Here is a 16859-nt window from a genome sequence, read left to right as displayed (position 1 = left end):
TACCTGAACCTTAAGTTTGCCTTTGGTGGTGAACGACGCCGAAACTGTCGCGTACGGCGGCGTGGTCCGATCCGTGCTCGGCTGCCGCGCGTACGCCCTGCTGGGAAGGTCTGCGGGCAGGCGCACCCCACCGCCCACCACCGAGGTCGCGCTGAGCGCTGTCTTAAGTGCCCTCACGAGTGGGTTCCGGCCACCTTGAAGGCCCCTGGGGCCTTGGTTACCTTGCCGTAGCAACCCCCTCAGGCAACAGTCGCCGCACCTGCCGCACCTGCCCGGTAGCAGCTTCCGGCGCTCATCAGAAATCGGGATTGGTACATGGCCGACCAGAATGTGCCACCACGTCGACCGCGGGACGACCGCGGTTGGGACGGACATCAGCACCCCAACGCTGACGGCTACGGCGACCCCCACACGCCAGCGCCCTACGGCTACGACTCGCCCCACCCCTACCAGGGCGGCTACGCCGCGCAGGCCGACCCGCGTGAGCAGTACGCCGGGCAGCCCGCGCCCGCCCCGCGCGGTCCGCAGTGGGTCGGCCCGGAGGGCCTCGGCCGTCCGGCCCCGGCACGACCGGCCGGCACTGGACTGCCCACCCTCGACGATGACAACGAGCCGGGTCGCAAGGTCGGCCGACGTAAGGCGATGGTGGCCCTCGGCGGCACCGCCGCCGTCGTCGCCGGTGGCGCGGCGCTCGCCATGACCCCGCAGATCCGTGGCCTCTTCGGCGACGAAGCGGCGGCCGGCGACGCGACCGGCAGCACGGTGACCGACGGCACCGCGGCGCGGCCCAGCGGCCAGCAGCCCAGCACCGTGCGTACCTACACCGAGCAGAACGAAAGCTACATGGGTTCCCGGGCCGGCGAGGCGCTGAAGAAGAACGCGCCGGCCGGTGGGCGGACCTTCTCCGGCCCGGCCGCTGCCGCTGCGGCGACCAAGGTGACAGTGAAGACGGTGCTGGCCAAGGACCCGATCCTGCACCTGGCCCGGCGCACCACCTTCGGCGTGACGCCCGCTGTGGTCGCCGACATCAAGCGCGAGGGCATGGACGCCTGGATCCGCGCCCAGCTGGACCCGGAGAAGTTGGAGCCGAGCAAGGGTGAGCTGAAGCTCGCCGAGCTGCCGACCCAGAAGCTCTCCGTGCAGCAGTTGCGCGACCAGCGGGACAAGCTCAACGAGCAGGACGCCCACCCGGAGCGGGAGATGGTCGACGCCACCATCGCCCGGCAGATCTGGTCCAAGCGCCAGCTGTTCGAGGTGATGGTCGACTTCTGGAACGACTTCCTGCACGTCGCCGCGGACTTCGACGGCGGCGAGGTGTACCGCAACTCGTTCGACCAGGACGTCGTGCGCAAGCACGCGCTGGGCAGCTACCCGGAGATGCTGGTCGCCGCGAACAAGCACCCGGCGCTGCTGATCTACCTGAACCAGAAGGACTCCCGTAAGGACGCGATCAACGAGAACCTCGCCCGGGAGAACCTCGAGCTCTACTCGGTCGGCGTCGACGGCGGTTACAAGGAGCCCGACGTCCGGCAGGCCGCCATGTTGCAGACCGGCCGCGGTGTCGACGACAAGGGCAAGTACGTCTTCCGCCCCGAGCAGCACTACGTCGGCAAGGTGAAGATCCTCGGCTTCACCCACGCGAACAACTCGGCCGACCCGAAGAAGGCCGAAGCGGCGATCGACGCGTACATCACCTACATCGCGACGCACCCGTCGACAGCGAAGTACGTGGCGCAGAGCCTGGCCACCCGGTTCGTCTCGGACACCCCGCCGAAGTCCCTCGTGGACCGGCTGGCGAAGACGTACACCACGAACAAGGGCATGATCAAGCCGGTCCTGATGACGCTGTTCTGCTCGTCGGAGTTCTGGGCCGGTGTGGGTCAGAAGGTGCGCCGGCCGATGGAGTACCTGGTCGCCACGTACCGCACCCTGGGTGTCTCGCCGGAGGCGTCGCCGAAGCACAACAACGGCGACAGCAAGCGCACCGCGTACGCCCGGGGGCTGCGCCAGATCCACGACAAGATGCGCGAGCTGGGCCAGTCCCCGATGGGTCATCCGACCCCGGACGGCTACCCGGACGTCTACGTCGCGTGGACCTCGGCCGGCACGATGGTCAACGGCTGGAACGAGGCGGGCGAGATCCTCGCCGGCTACCGCACCACCTTCACGTACACGGCGCCGGAGAAGCTGGTCGCCAAGCCACCGGCGACGGCCGGGGCGTTCGTGGACGCGCTCTCCCTGCGGCTCGTGGGCCAGAAGTTGAGCACGCGGGAGAAGAACCTCATCCTCGGCGTGGCCGGTGTGGCGGCGACCACCAAGGTCGACGCCACGTTCAACGGGGCCATCACCGCCGTCGCGCGGGCGATCCTCGCTTCCCCCCAGCACCACCTCCGGTGAGGCACCCGATGGAGAAGACTGTGTACAACTCTTTCCCCCTGCACCCCGAATGCCCCGACGTGCGACGGCTGGCCGACAACCCGGCCGAGGCGTTGCTGCGCGCCGAGGCGGACATCGTCGCCGCCGAGAACGCCGCCGAGTTCGACAGGTACCGCACCCTGGAGGACCTGGAGGAGGCTCAGCAGGACGGTCGCGGCGTGACCCGGCGGACCTTCGTCGCCGGTGCCGCGGCCACCGCCACCGCGCTGGCCACCGCCCAGTTCGTCACCACCTCGGCATCGTTCGCGGCGACCAAGACCGGCACCCTGATCCACGTCTTCCTCTATGGCGGGCTGGACGGCCTGAGCCTGATCGCGCCGGACAACGACGCGGTGCTCAACAAGGCCCGGCCCGACCTGCTGCTCGGCAACGACTCGCTGGCCCTGGGCCGCGGCTTCAAGCTGACCAGCGCGTTCAAGCCGCTGGAGAAGTGGCTCACGGCCGGTCAGCTCGGCTTCATCCCGGCGGTCTCCGACGAGCGGCTGTCCCGCAGCCACTTCCAGGCCGCCGACGCCTGCAACCTGGGCGGGCTGCCCAACGAGACCGGCGGCCGGGGTTGGCTCGACGGTCTGGTCGACAACCTGGGCAAGGGCACCGCGTTCCGCAGCGTCGGCATCGGCAGCACCCTGCCGCGTTCGCTGGTCGGCAACAACGGCGCGCTGTCGCTGAACAACGTCGGCTCGCTGCGGCTCAACGGTGACGAGCGGTTCCGGGCCGCCACCGAGAAGGCCATCAAGGGCCTCTTCACCGGGATCAACCACCCGGTCGAGGAAGCCGTGCAGGAGGGCATGGGCGCGCTGGCCACCGCCCAGAAGCTCGCCGCCAAGCCGTACCAGCCCGCCGAGGGCGTCAAGTACGAGGGCGTCGGCAACGCGTTCCAGCAACTCGCCCAGTTGATCAAGGGCGGCGCCAACGTCCGGGTCGCCACTGTCGGCATGGGCGGCTACGACACCCACGAGAACCAGGGCACCCGCGAGGGTGGCCAACTGCACCGCCGGCTCAACGAGCTGGCCAGCGCGATGGCCGCCTTCTTCACCGACCTCGGCCCGAAGGCCGCCGACGTGACGATCATGGTGTCCAGCGAGTTCGGCCGTCGGGTCGGCTCCAACAACAACGGCACCGACCACGGGCACGGCGGCGTGATCACCCTGCTGTCCGGCAAGAAGCTGGCCGGTTCGCTGCTGGGCACCTGGAACGGTCTGGACAAGCTGGACTCCGGCGACGTGCCGGAGTACAACAACATGTTCAACGTCTACGGCGCCGTGGCGCAGGGCCGGTTCGGGCTCACCAACGCGGAGGTCGACAAGGTCTTCCCCCGCCAGAAGTACGCCCCGATGAAGCTGTACGCGTGACGCATTCGCACACCCACGCCGCCGGCCGTCGTATCGGGACATCGTCCCGGCACGGCGGCCGGTCGGCTGCGCCCGTACCCCCGCAGATCCCGGACCGGCGCGGGCCCGGCGGCCGACGGCTGTTGGGCGTGCTGCTCCTGGTCGGCCTGCTCGCCAGCGTGCTGCCCTGGTGGCTGGGCACCCCGGCCGGATCGTTGCGGACCACCGCGGCCACCGTCACCTCGGCCGGCCGGATCACCGGCCTGGTCGCCGGCTACCTGCTGCTGGTGCAGGTGCTGATGATGAGCCGACTGCCGGTGCTGGAACGGTGGATCGGCGGCGAGCACATGGCCCGCTGGCACCGGGACATCGGCGCCACACTGCTGGTCGCCGTGCTGGCGCACATGTCGCTGATCCTCGTCGGCTACGCCGACCTGCGTAAGCAGTCGGTCCTCGCCGAGGTCGGCACGTTGCTCGGCGACTACGAGGACATGGTCTCGGCGTTCGTCGCGGCCGGCATCATGATGCTTGTCGGCTTCAGCAGCATTCGCGCCATCCGGCGGGCGCTGCCCTACGAGATGTGGCACCTGCTGCACCTGTCCAGCTACCTGGTCCTGCTGCTCGGCTTCGGCCACCAGTTCACCCACGGCGCGCAGCTGTACCGGCCCGGCCCGGTGCGCACCGGCTGGATCGCGCTCTACGTGCTGGTGGTCGCCGCCCTGCTCTGGGGCCGCGTGATCGCGCCGCTGGCGTTCAACCTGCGATACAAGCTGCGGGTCGCCGACGTGGTCGCCGAGAGCCCCGACACCATCTCCATCTACCTCACCGGGGAGCGGCTCGGCCGGCTGGCGATGCTCGGCGGCCAACACTTCCGCTGGCGGTTCCTCACCCGGGGCTGCTGGTGGCAGTCGCACCCGTTCTCCGTCTCCGCCGCCGCCAACGGCCGCTGGCTGCGGGTCACCGTCAAGGTGGTCGGTACCCACACCGCCGACCTGCGCGACCTGGAACCGGGCACCCGGGTCTGGGCCGAAGGCCCGTCGGGCACCTTCACCGCCGCGCACCGGCTTGGCGAGCGGGCGCTGCTGATCGCCGGTGGCAGCGGCATCACGCCGATCCGGGCCATGCTGGAGGAGCTGCCGCCGGGCGCGGCGCTGATCTACCGCGCCCGCACACCGGCCGACGTGCTGCTCAGCCGCGAGTTGGACTGGCTGGCCCAGGAACGCCACACCTCCGTCTGGTACGTCATCGGCTCCCGCGACGACCCCGGCCCCCGCCAGTTGATGAGCCCCGACGGGCTGCGGCAACTGGTGCCCGACGTGGCCCGCCGCGACGTCTACCTGTGCGGGCCACCCGGTTTGGTGGAACAGTCGGTGCGGGCGCTGCGGCGGGCCGGCGTGCCCCGACGGCAGATCCATCTGGCCACGTTCGAGCTGTAGGAAGGGCATCCCCATGCGTCGCGCGCTCCTCGCGATCACCGGCCTGGCCGCCAGCACCACCGCGCTCGTGGTGTTCAAGGGCTCGCCAGGCACCAGCCAGGTCGCCCAGAACCTGCCTACCGCGCAGCCGGTCAACCCCTCCGGGCCGGGCACCGACCCCGGCGCCGCCGCGGGTGCGCCGGGCACCGACCCGGCCGGCGGCACGCCGACGTCATCGGAAAGCGCCAAGCCGTCGACGTCGCCCAAGCCCGGCAAGACCACCGCCCGCCCGTCGGGCACCAAGACGACGAAGGCCCCCAGCGCGCCGCGGACCACCACCAAGGCACCCCAGTCGACCACCCGCCGGGTCACCGGAACCGGCTTCGACGCGGTTGACAGCAGCCAGAAGTACGGGTTCGTGACGGTGCAGATCGTGGTCTCCGGCAACCGGATCGTCGACGCCGTCGCGCTGTCGCTGCCCAGCGGGGGTGAATCCGACATCCACAGCGGCGACGTCCGTACCGCCTACGACGGCAGCGGCGCCGAGGTGGTGCAGAAGCAGAGCGCCAACCTCAACACCGTCTCCGGTGCCACAGCCACCAGCGACGCCTACAAGAAGTCCCTGCGGTCCGCCATCGAGAAGGCATTCTGACGTGCGGGCCACGCTGACCCGACCCGGGCTGTGCCGGGTCGAACAGATCATGGGTACGACGATCACCCTGGACCTCGCCGACGATCTGCCACCGGCGACAGCGCGCGAGCTGGCGGATGAGGTCTTCGCCTGGATGCACGAGGTGGACGCGCGGTTCAGCACGTACAAGCCGGACAGCGAGGTGTGCCGCTTCGACAGGGGTGAGGTGCTGCTCTCCGAGGCGTCAGCGGACCTGCGGTACGTGCTGGAGACCTGCGCCGACCTGTGGGGTGCCACCGACGGGTTCTTCGACGCGTACGCCACCGGTCGGCTCGACCCGTCCGGCTACGTCAAGGGCTGGGCCGCTCAGGTCGCCTCGGACCGCCTCGTCGCGGCCGGGGCCGTCAACCACTGCGTGAACGCCGGCGGCGACGTACGGGTGCGGGGCCTGTCACCGTCCGGGGAGCCGTGGCGCATCGGCATCCGGCACCCGTGGGACGCGATGGCGGCCTGCCTGGTGCTCAGCGGGACCGACCTGGCCGTGGCGACATCCGGCGTGTACGAGCGGGGCCGGCACGTGCTGGACCCGCGCCGGGGCACACCGGCCAGTGGGCTGCGCTCGGTGACTGTGGTCGGCACCGACCTCGGGGTGGCCGACGCGTACGCCACCGCCGCCCTCGCCATGGGCACCCCCGGCCTCAACTGGCTGGCCCGCCTGGACGGCCACACCCACGCGGCGATAACCGACAACGCCCGCCAGTACCACTCCGCCGACCTCCCCCTAACCGACTAGCCCCCGCGCCCCCGCGCACCCCCGCGCACCCCTCCGCTCCCCGCGATCTTGCAGTTTCGGTTGCTGGCTTGTCCCGTTATGTAGAGATTGTCGGGACAGAAAGTGCAAGATCGACGGGAGTTTGGGGTGGGGGTCGCGGCGACCCGACTAGCGGAGGGGGCGGTGGGTGCCTGCTGGGCGGGAGCCAGTGGGGCGTGGGCGGCCGGGGCGGGAGCCGGACGGGCGGGTGCCGGCCCAGCGGCGCCCCGGGTGGCTGCGCCGGGGCGGCTCGGTGCCGCCGGGGTGAGGTGCTCTGTCGTTTGTGGACATCGTTCCCCCGTTCGTGGCGCGCGTTCGCACCGTCCCCCTGTCAACGAGGACCGACGCCTCGGCGACGCTGTCGGGCACCGGATCGAATCGCCGACCGGCCGGTTTCACATGCCTCGTCGGGGCAGCGGCAGGTGACCGGGGAGCAGGTCGGGGGCGAGCGTCACCCCGGCGGCGCGCAGCGCCCCGATCAACGTGTTCTGCACGAGGTACGAATCCGGAAGCTGCCAGCGCGCCTGTTCCGGGGCGACCGCCCAGCGGACAGTGCCCTCCGGCAGTCGGGTGGGCGGCGCGGGGATCCACGAGCCCGGCCCGTGCCGGACCACGTGGAAGCAGTGCTCCAACTCCGGTCGGAGCGGGTCGCCGGGGCGGACCAGGAACATCCACCGCCCGGTGGGCGTGACCAGCACCGGTCCGCGTACGCCGGTGCCGGCCGGGTGGATCTGGACCGCGTCGAGCACGTGTCGGCCGAGGTGGGCGGGCACCTCCAGCACGTCGAAGGCCCGGCCGGTGGGCAGCAGCACCCCGTGTGGTCGGCTCCGCCACCAGGTCGCCACCCGGGCCGGGTCGGCGCTGGCGGCCAGTTCCCAGTTCTCCAGGGCGGGGTGGCAGCCCACTGTGGGACAGCCGGCCCGCCCGCAGACGAAGCGGCTGCGGGCCAGACAGGCACCAGGGGTGACTTCCCAGCCGTGTACCGCGTACCGGATGGCGACCCGGCGCAGCCGGACCCGTTCCAGCGGCGACAGTTCGGCAACGCGCGGTACGACATTCCCCCACATGTGTGCCAACTCCTCTCGTCGGGCCCGGCGTTCGCCAGGTCGCATGTCGAGCACCGTCACTGCCGTAACCCACGATCGTTGAGGTTGACGAACGGCTCGTGCAACTTGCACGAAAAGTACGAGGACTACCTGTACGGCTGACGTACATCCTGTGCGACCAGCGAAAACCTGAAAATGAACGGCAGTCGCCGCACCCGCGGACATCGCCCCGACTCGATTGGTCGTCGGTGGCAGGGGAGGATGGGGAGATGGACGAGCTACCCATAGGACGGCGAGTGGCCTACTGGCGGGGGCGACGCAAGATGTCGCAGCAGGTCTTCGCGGACCGGCTGGGCAAGTCCAAGAGCTGGGTGGACAAGGTCGAACGCGGCGTCCGACGGTTGGACAAGTTCTCCGTCCTCTACGAGATCGCCGACATCCTTCAGATGGACGTGCAGCTGCTGATGGGCAAGGACCCGGAGCGGCGCGCCGATGCCCTCAACTGCATCGACCAGGTGGAGGTGCAGGAGATCCGGGCGGCGCTGGAGCGCTACGACTCGATGAGCGCGTACTTCGACGCGGCGCCGTACCCGCCCCCGATGGACGACATGCGCAAGGCCGTCAACCACGCCTGGCTCACCTACCAGTACGGCCGCTACGGGATGCTCACCCGGGCGCTGCCGAAGCTGCTGCGCGACGCCCAGGCGGCCGACGCCGCCTACGGTGGTGAGCAGGCCGCCGAGGCGGCCCACCTGCTCGGCCAGGTCTACCAGATCGCCTCCTCGGTGCTGCGCAAGCTCGGCGAGTGCGAGCTCGCCTGGCTGGCCGCCGACCGGTCGATGGCGGTGGCCCAGCGGGCCGACGATCCGCTGCTCGCCGGGATCGCCACCACCCGGGTGTGCAACGCCCTGGTAGCGATGGGCCGGGCCCGCCCCGCGCTGGAGCTGAACGTCCAGATCGCCAACCGGCTGGCGCCGGGTGGCAGCAACGAGGTCTCACCGGCCCGCCTGTCCGTCTACGGGATGCTGCTGCTCCAGGGCGCGATGGCCGCGTCCCGCATCGGTGACTCGGCCAGCGTCGACGACCTGATCAACTGCGCGCAGGAGGCCGCGACCCTGCTCGGCGGCGACCACAACCACTACTGGACGTCGTTCGGCCCGACAAACGTCGAGCTGCACCGGGCCGCCGCCGCGGTGGAGCTGGGCGACGGGGGGCGGGCCGTGGAGGTGCACCAGCTGCGCATCGCGGAGCCCGCCTTCAACGCGCTGCTGCCCGAGCGCCGCGCCCACCACCTGCTCGACATCGCCCGCGGGTACGCCCAGATAGGTGACGTGGCGAACGCCGGCGAGATGCTGCTGCTCGGTGACCGGCTCGCCCCGTCGGAGATCCGCTGCCGGCCGATCGCGCACGAGGTGATGTCCGACATCCTCCGTCGCACACGTGGTGCGCCGCCTTCTCCGGTAGCGGAGTTGGCTGAGCACATGGGAGTAGGGGTATGAGCGCGGAGCCGGTCTGATGGCCGGTGCAGCGCACAGCAGCGGGCACCGCGAGGTGCTCTACGTCATCGCCTGCGGTTCGCCGCTGGCCCGGCACGTCGGTCGTCTGGTCGACCTCGCCCAACAGGACGGTTGGGACGTCTGCGTGGTCAGCACGCCGGACGGCGCGAAGTTCGTCGACCAGTCGGCCCTGATTCGGCAGACCGGCCACCCGGTCCGGACGCACTACAAGAACCCCGGTGACCCGGACGTGCTGCCGCCCGCCGACGCCATGATCGTCTGCCCGGCCACCGTCAACACCGTCAACAAGTGGGCCGCCGGGATCACCGACACCCTGGCGCTCGGGCTGTTGGTCGAAGCCCAGGGAAAGGGCGTCCCCATCGTGGCGGTGCCGTACACAAACGCGGCGATGGCCTGCCACCCGGCGTTTCGGGCCGGGGTGGCCCGGCTGGCCGAGTGGGGCGTCACTGTGCTCTTCGGCGACGATGTGATCGCTCTGCATCCGCCGGGGACGGGGGAACAGCACCTGCACGCCTTCCCCTGGGCGATGCCGCTGGCGGCATTGCAGACCGTCTCCTGGAGTGCCGCCTAGCGCGTCCGGCAGATCTTCCACCCGACGCGGCCGGGCCGGGTGTCACCGCCCGGCGGCCCCGACGCCGGTAAGCTGGCCCGCCGTGAGCACAAGCGGATCCGCCCCCACAGTCAGCGACGTGGTGGCCGCGCTGGAACGGCGCTTTCCGCCGGTCTGGGCGGAGGAGTGGGACCGGGTGGGCCTGGTGCTCGGTGAACCGGCCACCCCGGTCCGCCGGGTGCTCTGCGTGGTCGACGTGGTGCCCGAAACTGTCGACGAAGCCCTCGCCGCCGACGCGGACATGATCGTGGCGCATCACCCGCTGCTGCTGCGCGGGGTGTCGTCGGTCGCCGCGACGACCTTCAAGGGGCGGATCATCCACCAGTTGATCCGGGCCGGGGTGGCGCTCTACGCGGCGCACACCAACGCCGACGTGGCCTCGCCGGGTGTCTCCGACGCCCTCGCCGCCCGCTTCGGGCTCACCGGTCTGCGCCCACTTCAACGACCCGCGCCCGGCTCGCCCGCCCACGGCGACGACAGGGGTTTCGGCCGGATCGGCGAACTGCCCCAGCCGATGACCCTCGCCGAGCTGACCCGGCACGCGGCAGCGGTGCTCCCCGTCACGTCCTGGGGAGTTCGCGCGGCGGGGGATCCCGGGCGTATGGTTCGTACCCTCGCCGTCAGCGGCGGGTCGGGGGACAGCTTCCTCGGCGCCGCTACCGCCGCCGGGGTGGACGCGTTCCTCACCGCCGACCTGCGGCACCACCCGGCCGGCGAGCACCTCGCCGCCGATGGTCCCGCCCTGATCGACGCCGCCCACTGGGCGACCGAACGACCGTGGCTGGACGACCTGGCCGCCTTCCTCCGGGAGGCGCTGGACGTCGAGACGCTGGTGTCCGACCTGGACACCGACCCGTGGACCGTGCACGCCGCCGCACCCGCTGTGGACGACAAGGAGCCCGACCGTGAAGGCTGACCCCAAGGTGCAGCGCCGCCTGCTCGACCTCCAGGCGATCGACACCAACCTCGCCCAGCTCGCCCACCGCAGGCGGACGCTTGCCGAGCGGGCCGAACTGGAGTCGCTGGCCCGGGAGCTGTCGTCGATGGAGGACGAGCGGGTCCGCGCCCAGGTGGCGGTGGACGACCTGGACCGGGACATCGCCCGGTTGGAGAAGGACGTCGAGCAGGTCCGGGCCCGCAAGGAGAAGGACGAGAACCGGCTGGCCGCCGGCACCGGCCCGGCCCGCGAGCTGGAGGCGCTCCAGCACGAGCTGGTCTCGCTCAAGCGCCGCCAGGGCGACCTTGAGGACGCCGAGCTGGAGCTGATGGAGCAGCGGGAGACCGCGCAGGGCGTACTGGACGGCGTGGAGCAGCGGCTGGCCGAGACCCGGGACAAGCGGGCCGCTACCGAGCAGCGCCGCGACGAGGCGCTGGCCGAGATCGCCAAGGAGGAGGAGTTCAAGCGGGGCGCCCGTCAGCCGCTCGCCGCCGACCTCCCCAGCGAGCTGGTCAACCTCTACGACAAGATCCGCGAGGACACCGGGTTGGGTGCCGCGCTGCTCACCGGCGGCCGCTGCGGCGGGTGCCGCCTGGACCTGTCCGGCGCCGACCTGGCCCGGATCCGCAAGGCCGCCCCCGACGACGTGGTCCGCTGTGAGGACTGCCGACGGATCATGGTCCGCACCAACGAGTCGGGCCTGTAGGTCGTGGCGCCGCGCGTGGTCTCCATGGAGGCCGACGGTGGGTCCCGGGGCAACCCCGGCCCCGCCGGCTACGGCGCGGTGGTCCGCGACCCGGAGACCGGCGAGGTGCTCGCCGAGCGCTCCGAGTCGCTCGGCACCGCCACCAACAACGTCGCCGAGTACCAGGGCCTGATCGCCGGGCTGACCGCCGCCGCCGAGCTGGGCGCCGCCGAGGTGGACGTCCGGATGGACTCCAAGCTGGTGGTCGAGCAGATGTGCGGCCGGTGGCAGATAAAGCACCCCGGCCTGCGCCCTCTCGCCGCCCAGGCCGCCGCGCTGGTGGGCCGGTTCACAGCGGTCCGGTTCAGCTGGATTCCACGCGAGCAGAACCGGCACGCCGACGCCCTCGCCAACGCCGCGATGGACGCCGCCGCGGGTCGTCCGTCGGCGACTGCGGCCCCCGCCCGTCCCGCGACGACGCCGTCCGCCGGCCAGCCCTCGACCCCGATCATCGGCAGCGACCCGGCGACCGCGCCGGCCTCCTGGGAGCCACGGCCGACCTTCACCGCCACCCGGCTGATCCTGGTCCGGCACGGCGAGACCGCGTACACCGAGCAGCGGCGCTACTCCGGGCGCGGCGACGTTCCGCTCTCCGAGCGTGGCCGGGCCCAGGCCCGCGCCACCGGCACCCGGGTCGCCGAGCTGGCCCCGTCCGTCGCGGCCGTGCTCAGCTCACCGTTGTCCCGGTGTACGGCCACCGCGGCGTCGATCGCCGAGGCGCTCGGCGGCGACGTGCCGGTCCGCACCGAGGACGACCTGATCGAGTGCGACTTCGGCCAGTGGGAGGGGCGCACCTTCGCCGAGGTACGCCAGCAGTGGCCGGGGGAGATGGACGCCTGGCTCGCCTCACCCCGGATCGCGCCGCCGGGCGGGGAGTCGTTCACCCAGGTCGCCGAACGCGCGCACCGCGTCATCAGCGGGCTGCTCACCGCGTACCCCGGTGAGACAGTGGTGGTCGTCTCGCACGTCTCGCCGATCAAGCTGATGCTGCGCGACGCCCTCGCGGCCGGCGACGGTTTCCTGCACCGGCTCTTCCTGGACGCGGCCGGCATCTCGGTGCTCGACATGTGGCCCGACGGCGGCGTGGCAGTGCGCACTGTCAACGACACCGCCCACCTCGCCAGCCTCGACTGAGCCGCCGCACCCTTCGTTGGTAGGGCCGGTCGGCCGCGCCGTTCGGCGCAGCCGACCGGCCGTTCGGCGCAGCACCTTCCGAACGGGTCAGGTGACCGCCGTCACAGAGTCGTAGCCTCCGGCCGTTACATCGAGAGCCACGACTCCCCGGAGGTGTGTCAGATGGCTGCACCCGAACCGGAGGCGCCGCCCACGGCGCCGACCAGGGCTAAGGACCACAGCCCCTGGAACTGGTTGCTCTTCATCCCCATCGTGGTGCCGCTGATCCCGGCGTTCTTCAATGGCGACTCGCCCCGGGTCTTCGGTTTCCCGCGCTTCTACTGGCTGCAGCTGGCCTTCATCCTGCTCGGCGTCGGTACCACCACGTTGGTCTACCAGATGACGAAGAAGCGGGGAGGCCGCTGATGTGGCGCGACCATCTCACCGAGATCATCGTCTTCTCCCTGCTGTTCCTCCTGGTCAGCGTGATGGGCTTCGTGGCCGCCCGGTGGCGGGCACCGAAGGACATGGCGCACCTGGACGAGTGGGGGCTGGGCGGGCGCAGCTTCGGCGGCTGGATCACCTGGTTCCTGGTCGGCGGCGACCTCTACACCGCGTACACCTTCGTGGCGGTGCCGGCGCTGGTGTTCGGCGCGGGCGCGATGGGCTTCTTCGCGGTGCCGTACACCATCGTGATCTACCCGTTGGTGTTCCTGGTGCTCTGTCGGCTCTGGTCGGTCTCGCACCGGCACGGCTTCGTCACCCCGGCGGACTTCGTCCGCAGCCGGTTCGACTCGCCGGTGCTGGCGCTGCTCGTCGCGATCACCGGCATCGTCGCCACCATGCCGTACATCGCATTGCAGCTCGTCGGCATCGAGGCGGTGCTCAAGACGATGGGGGTGACAGGCGATAGCGCGCTGGCCCGGCACCTGCCGATCATCATCGCGTTTGCGATCCTGGCGGCGTACACGTACCAGTCGGGGCTGCGCGCGCCCGCGCTGATCGCGTTCGTCAAGGACGCCCTGATCTACGTGGTGATCCTGGTCGCGGTGATCTGGCTACCGCAGAAGCTGGGCGGCTGGGGCAGCATCTTCGACGCCGCCGAGGCGAAGTTCCAGGCCACGGCGCAGAACCCGAACGACGGGATCCTGCTCAACGCCAACAATCAGCTCCAGTACGTCACCCTGGCGTTCGGCTCGGCGTTGGCGCTCTTCCTCTACCCGCACAGCATCACCGGCGTGCTGGCCAGCAGGAACCGCGACGTGATCAAGCGGAACATGTCGGCGCTGCCCGCGTACAGCCTGATCCTCGGATTGATCGCGCTGCTCGGCTACATGGCCATCGCGTCCGGGGTGAAGCCACTGCCCGGCGCCAAGGAAGGCACTGTCGACAACAACACCGTCGTGCCGGTGCTGTTCGACCAGCAGTTCCCGGACTGGTTCGCCGGCGTTGCGTACGCGGCGATCGGCATCGGCGCGCTGGTGCCCGCGGCGATCATGTCGATCGCGGCGGCGAACCTGTTCACCCGCAACATCTACAAGGAGTACCTGAAGCGGGACGCCTCCCCGGCCCAGGAGGCGAACGTCTCGAAGATCACCTCACTGGTGGTGAAGGTCGGTGCGGTGGCCTGCATCGTCTTCCTCGACCCGCAGTTCTCCATCGACCTCCAGTTGATCGGTGGCGTGATCATCCTGCAGACGCTGCCGGCGGTGGCGCTGGGTCTCTACACCCGCTGGTTCCACCGCACCGGCCTGATCGTCGGCTGGGTGGCCGGCATGGGGTTGGGCATGTGGATGCTCTACCAGGTGGCCAGCCCGACCCGGAAGCACTTCGGCGGCTCGGCGTTCCCGCTGTCGGAGTTCGGGTTCGACACCACTCGGACGATCTACGTCGGCATCGTGGCGGTGGCGGTCAACCTGGCCGTGGCGGCACTGGTGACGCTCGCGCTGCGGGCCGCCAAGGTCGAGGAAGGAGTCGACGGCACCGAGCCGGACGACTACTTCGCCGACGAGGGCGACCCCCGCATCACCCCGGGCCCCGACCGCGACGCCGACTCGGCCCGCGAACCGGTCGCCTGACCTCAGACACGAACGCCCGGGCGCCGACGCGTGTCGGTGCCCGGGCGTACCTGTCCCGTGCGCGTGTTCTCGTGCCCCGTGTCTCCCGCGCCCGTGTCCTCGCGCCCCGCGTCTTCCGCGTCTCCCGCGTCGATCTTGCAGTTATGGTGCCCGGTAGGTGGTGATTCAGGCCGTTTATCCCCCACCATAAGTGCAAGATCGACGGGGCTGGGCTGGGCTGGGCTGGGCAGGGCGGCTGGGCTGGGCTGGGCGGGGCGAGGCGTGGGGTGGGGTGGGGTGGGGTGGGCGGGGGTGCGGTGTGGAGTGGGAGTGGGAGTGGGCGGGGTTAGCGAGGGCGGTTGCGGTTGATCAGGGCCTGGTTGAGGCGGCCCAGTAGGGCAGCCAGCGTGGAGCGGTCCTCGGGGGTCCAGTCGGCCAGCATGTCGCCGTAGAGCCGGGTGCGGGCGGCCTGGACGGCGGCCATCCGTTGCAGGCCGGCCGGGGTGGGGGAGATGACAGTGCCGCGGCCGTCGGACGGGTCCGGGGCACGGATGATCAGGCCGTCGCGCTGAAGTGCGGACACCTGCCGGGTGACTGTCGAGCCGTCCAGGTTGAGCCGGGCGGCGAGAGCCGAGACGTTCTGCGGGCCGGCGTCGGCCAGGTGGCGCAGGATGACGTACGCCGCGCGGTCCAGCACCCGGTGCTCGGCGGTGCCGGTGGCCCGCCGGGTGGCCTCACCGAAGCGCATCAGCAGGGCCACCTCGGTCTCGATCCGGCCGAGGGTGCTCTCGTCATGGTCGTCGCTCATAGCTGTATGATACAGAATAAGTACCTGCATGATACAGCTATCTGAGGAGTCGGAGTGGATCGGCGTTCCGAACCGAACCGCAGTGCCATCTACGCCACCACGCTGGTGGCCTTCCTCGCCATCGCCGGCATCGCCGTCGTCGACCCGATCCTGCCCGCCATCGGCGAGGCGATCGGGGTCACCGCCTGGCAGGTCGAGCTGCTCTTCACCGCGTACATCGCGGTCATGGCCCTTGGGATGATCCCGGCGACGCTGGCCAGCGGCCGGTTCGGCTTCAAGCCGGTGCTCATCACCGGCGTCTCGGTGGTCGGCCTCGCCGCGATCCTCGCCTCGTTCAGCGACAACATCGTGCAGCTGTCAGTACTGCGCGGCGTCTGGGGGCTGGGCAACGCGATGTTCTTCGCCACCGCCATGGTGGTGCTTGTCAACCTGGCCGTCGACCGGGAATGGGTGGTGGGCCTCTTCGAGACCGCCCTGGGCCTGGGCTTCGCCGTCGGACCGCTGATCGGTGGCCTGCTCGGCGAGGTCAGCTGGCGGCTGCCGTTCTTCGTCTGCGGCGTCTTCATGGTCCTCGCCCTCGGCGTGGCGTCCCGCAAACTCCGCGAGCCCACCAACCGTCAGGCCCCGGTACGCGTCGGCCAGATCTTCGCCACCTACCGCCGGCCGGCGTTCATCGCCCTCTGCGTGGTCACCGCCGCGTACAACTTCGTGTTCTTCGTGGTGCTCGGCTACACGCCGCTCTTTCTCGGCCTGGACGTCATCCCGCTGGGGCTCGCGTTCACCGGCTGGGGGCTCGGCCTGGCCGCCGGCATCATGGTCATCGGTCACCGGCTGGCCCACCGAATCGGCGCGGTACAGACCGTCGGCGTGGCCATCGCCGGGCTGCTGGTCTGCATGGTCCTCTTCGCCACCTCCACCAGCACCGCCGAGGCGCTCGTGGTGCTGGTACTCGCCGGACTCTGCATGGGGCTGGCCAACGCCAACCTCACCGACCTGGCGCTCGGCCTCGGCTCCAGCGACCGGCGCGTCGCCACCGGCGCGTTCAACCTGGTCCGCTGGGGTGCCGCCGCGCCGGCACCGATCATCTCCGGCAAGCTCGCCGAGCAGTCGCTGGCGCTGCCGTTCTGGGTCGGCTTCGGGGTGCTCGCCGTCGGCGTGCTCGTCTACCTGGCCTTCGCGCACCTGATGGCCGCCGGCTACGGCGAGCGGGTCCTCTGGTCCCGCTGGAACCGCGCCGCCGCGAGTGCCGAGAACACCGCCGAGGAGCCGGTAGGCGAGGCGTACTGACCGCGTTTCTTTTGCGCTCTGCCGCTCCGCGCCGCGCCGTGCCGGCCAAGATCCGCGCAGTTTCGGGGAAACTGCTGCCTCGGCGCCAATTGAGCCAGCACTATCCCTGAAGTTG

Annotated in this window: 15 protein-coding genes; 13 read left to right on the top strand and 2 right to left on the bottom strand. The window is 70.9% G+C overall.

Annotated features, from left to right (window positions below; genetic code table 11):
* Positions 1-315: 315 nt before the first annotated feature.
* Genes AB0C19_RS08050 through AB0C19_RS08030 form a run of 5 tightly spaced genes read left to right on the top strand, consistent with a single transcriptional unit; the run spans position 316 to position 6606 of the window.
* Positions 316-2397: a DUF1800 family protein gene (locus AB0C19_RS08050; RefSeq protein WP_357181198.1), complete on the top strand. Its 2082-nt coding sequence runs from the start codon at positions 316-318 to the stop codon at positions 2395-2397.
* An 8-nt stretch (positions 2398-2405) separates the two neighbouring features.
* The gene (locus AB0C19_RS08045; RefSeq protein ID WP_357181195.1) at positions 2406-3788 is read left to right on the top strand and encodes a DUF1501 domain-containing protein; all 1383 of its coding nucleotides are present in this window, start codon (positions 2406-2408) and stop codon (positions 3786-3788) included.
* Positions 3785-5203, top strand: a complete 1419-nt coding sequence (locus tag AB0C19_RS08040) for a ferredoxin reductase family protein (protein WP_357181192.1) — start codon at positions 3785-3787, stop codon at positions 5201-5203. Before AB0C19_RS08045 ends, AB0C19_RS08040 begins: the two co-directional genes overlap by 4 nt.
* A 13-nt stretch (positions 5204-5216) precedes the next feature.
* On the top strand, positions 5217-5834 hold the full coding sequence (locus AB0C19_RS08035) for an FMN-binding protein (protein ID WP_357181189.1): 618 nt from the start codon (positions 5217-5219) through the stop codon (positions 5832-5834).
* Between the two features lie 49 nt (positions 5835-5883).
* Positions 5884-6606 (top strand): FAD:protein FMN transferase, encoded by a 723-nt coding sequence (locus AB0C19_RS08030; RefSeq protein ID WP_357181625.1) that lies wholly within the window; start codon positions 5884-5886, stop codon positions 6604-6606.
* Between the two features lie 413 nt (positions 6607-7019).
* On the opposite strand, the gene AB0C19_RS08025 is transcribed toward AB0C19_RS08030, so the two are convergent.
* Positions 7020-7691, bottom strand: a complete 672-nt coding sequence (locus AB0C19_RS08025) for a bifunctional DNA primase/polymerase (protein WP_091409390.1) — start codon at positions 7689-7691, stop codon at positions 7020-7022.
* Positions 7692-7939: 248 nt separating this feature from the next.
* Between AB0C19_RS08025 and AB0C19_RS08020 the strand changes: the two genes are divergently transcribed.
* The 7 genes from AB0C19_RS08020 to mctP all read left to right on the top strand — a co-directional run bounded on the left by AB0C19_RS08020 (position 7940) and on the right by mctP (position 14670).
* Positions 7940-9169 carry a helix-turn-helix domain-containing protein gene (locus AB0C19_RS08020; protein WP_091409394.1) on the top strand — a complete coding sequence of 410 codons (1230 nt, stop codon included), beginning with the start codon at positions 7940-7942 and terminating at the stop codon, positions 9167-9169.
* Between the two features lie 16 nt (positions 9170-9185).
* The gene (locus AB0C19_RS08015) at positions 9186-9758 is read left to right on the top strand and encodes a flavoprotein (RefSeq protein ID WP_357181185.1); all 573 of its coding nucleotides are present in this window, start codon (positions 9186-9188) and stop codon (positions 9756-9758) included.
* Positions 9759-9840: 82 nt separating this feature from the next.
* Positions 9841-10713, top strand: coding sequence for a Nif3-like dinuclear metal center hexameric protein (locus AB0C19_RS08010; protein ID WP_238690552.1), 873 nt, complete (start codon positions 9841-9843; stop codon positions 10711-10713).
* Entirely contained in the window at positions 10703-11440 is a 738-nt protein-coding gene (locus tag AB0C19_RS08005; RefSeq protein ID WP_210783496.1) for a C4-type zinc ribbon domain-containing protein, read from the top strand. Before AB0C19_RS08010 ends, AB0C19_RS08005 begins: the two co-directional genes overlap by 11 nt.
* Positions 11441-11443: 3 nt before the next feature.
* Positions 11444-12613: a bifunctional RNase H/acid phosphatase gene (locus AB0C19_RS08000; protein ID WP_357181180.1), complete on the top strand. Its 1170-nt coding sequence runs from the start codon at positions 11444-11446 to the stop codon at positions 12611-12613.
* A 162-nt stretch (positions 12614-12775) separates the two neighbouring features.
* The gene (locus tag AB0C19_RS07995) at positions 12776-13018 is read left to right on the top strand and encodes a DUF3311 domain-containing protein (protein WP_091409411.1); all 243 of its coding nucleotides are present in this window, start codon (positions 12776-12778) and stop codon (positions 13016-13018) included.
* Positions 13018-14670, top strand: a complete 1653-nt coding sequence (mctP, locus tag AB0C19_RS07990; RefSeq protein ID WP_357181176.1) for a monocarboxylate uptake permease MctP — start codon at positions 13018-13020, stop codon at positions 14668-14670. Before AB0C19_RS07995 ends, mctP begins: the two co-directional genes overlap by 1 nt.
* 325 nt (positions 14671-14995) lie before the next feature.
* Here the strand turns inward: mctP and AB0C19_RS07985 are convergent, their stop codons facing one another.
* Positions 14996-15457, bottom strand: coding sequence for a MarR family transcriptional regulator (locus tag AB0C19_RS07985; protein ID WP_357181172.1), 462 nt, complete (start codon positions 15455-15457; stop codon positions 14996-14998).
* Positions 15458-15511: 54 nt separating this feature from the next.
* On the opposite strand from AB0C19_RS07985, the gene AB0C19_RS07980 reads away from it, so the two are divergent.
* The gene (locus AB0C19_RS07980) at positions 15512-16744 is read left to right on the top strand and encodes an MFS transporter (protein ID WP_357181169.1); all 1233 of its coding nucleotides are present in this window, start codon (positions 15512-15514) and stop codon (positions 16742-16744) included.
* Positions 16745-16859 lie beyond the last annotated feature (115 nt).

The sequence above is a fragment of the Micromonospora sp. NPDC048842 genome (assembly GCF_040649935.1).
Lineage (GTDB): Bacteria > Actinomycetota > Actinomycetes > Mycobacteriales > Micromonosporaceae > Micromonospora > Micromonospora hortensis.
The sequence above is the reverse complement of the archived record's forward strand: the minus strand, read 5'-3'. Positions and strand labels throughout refer to the sequence as shown.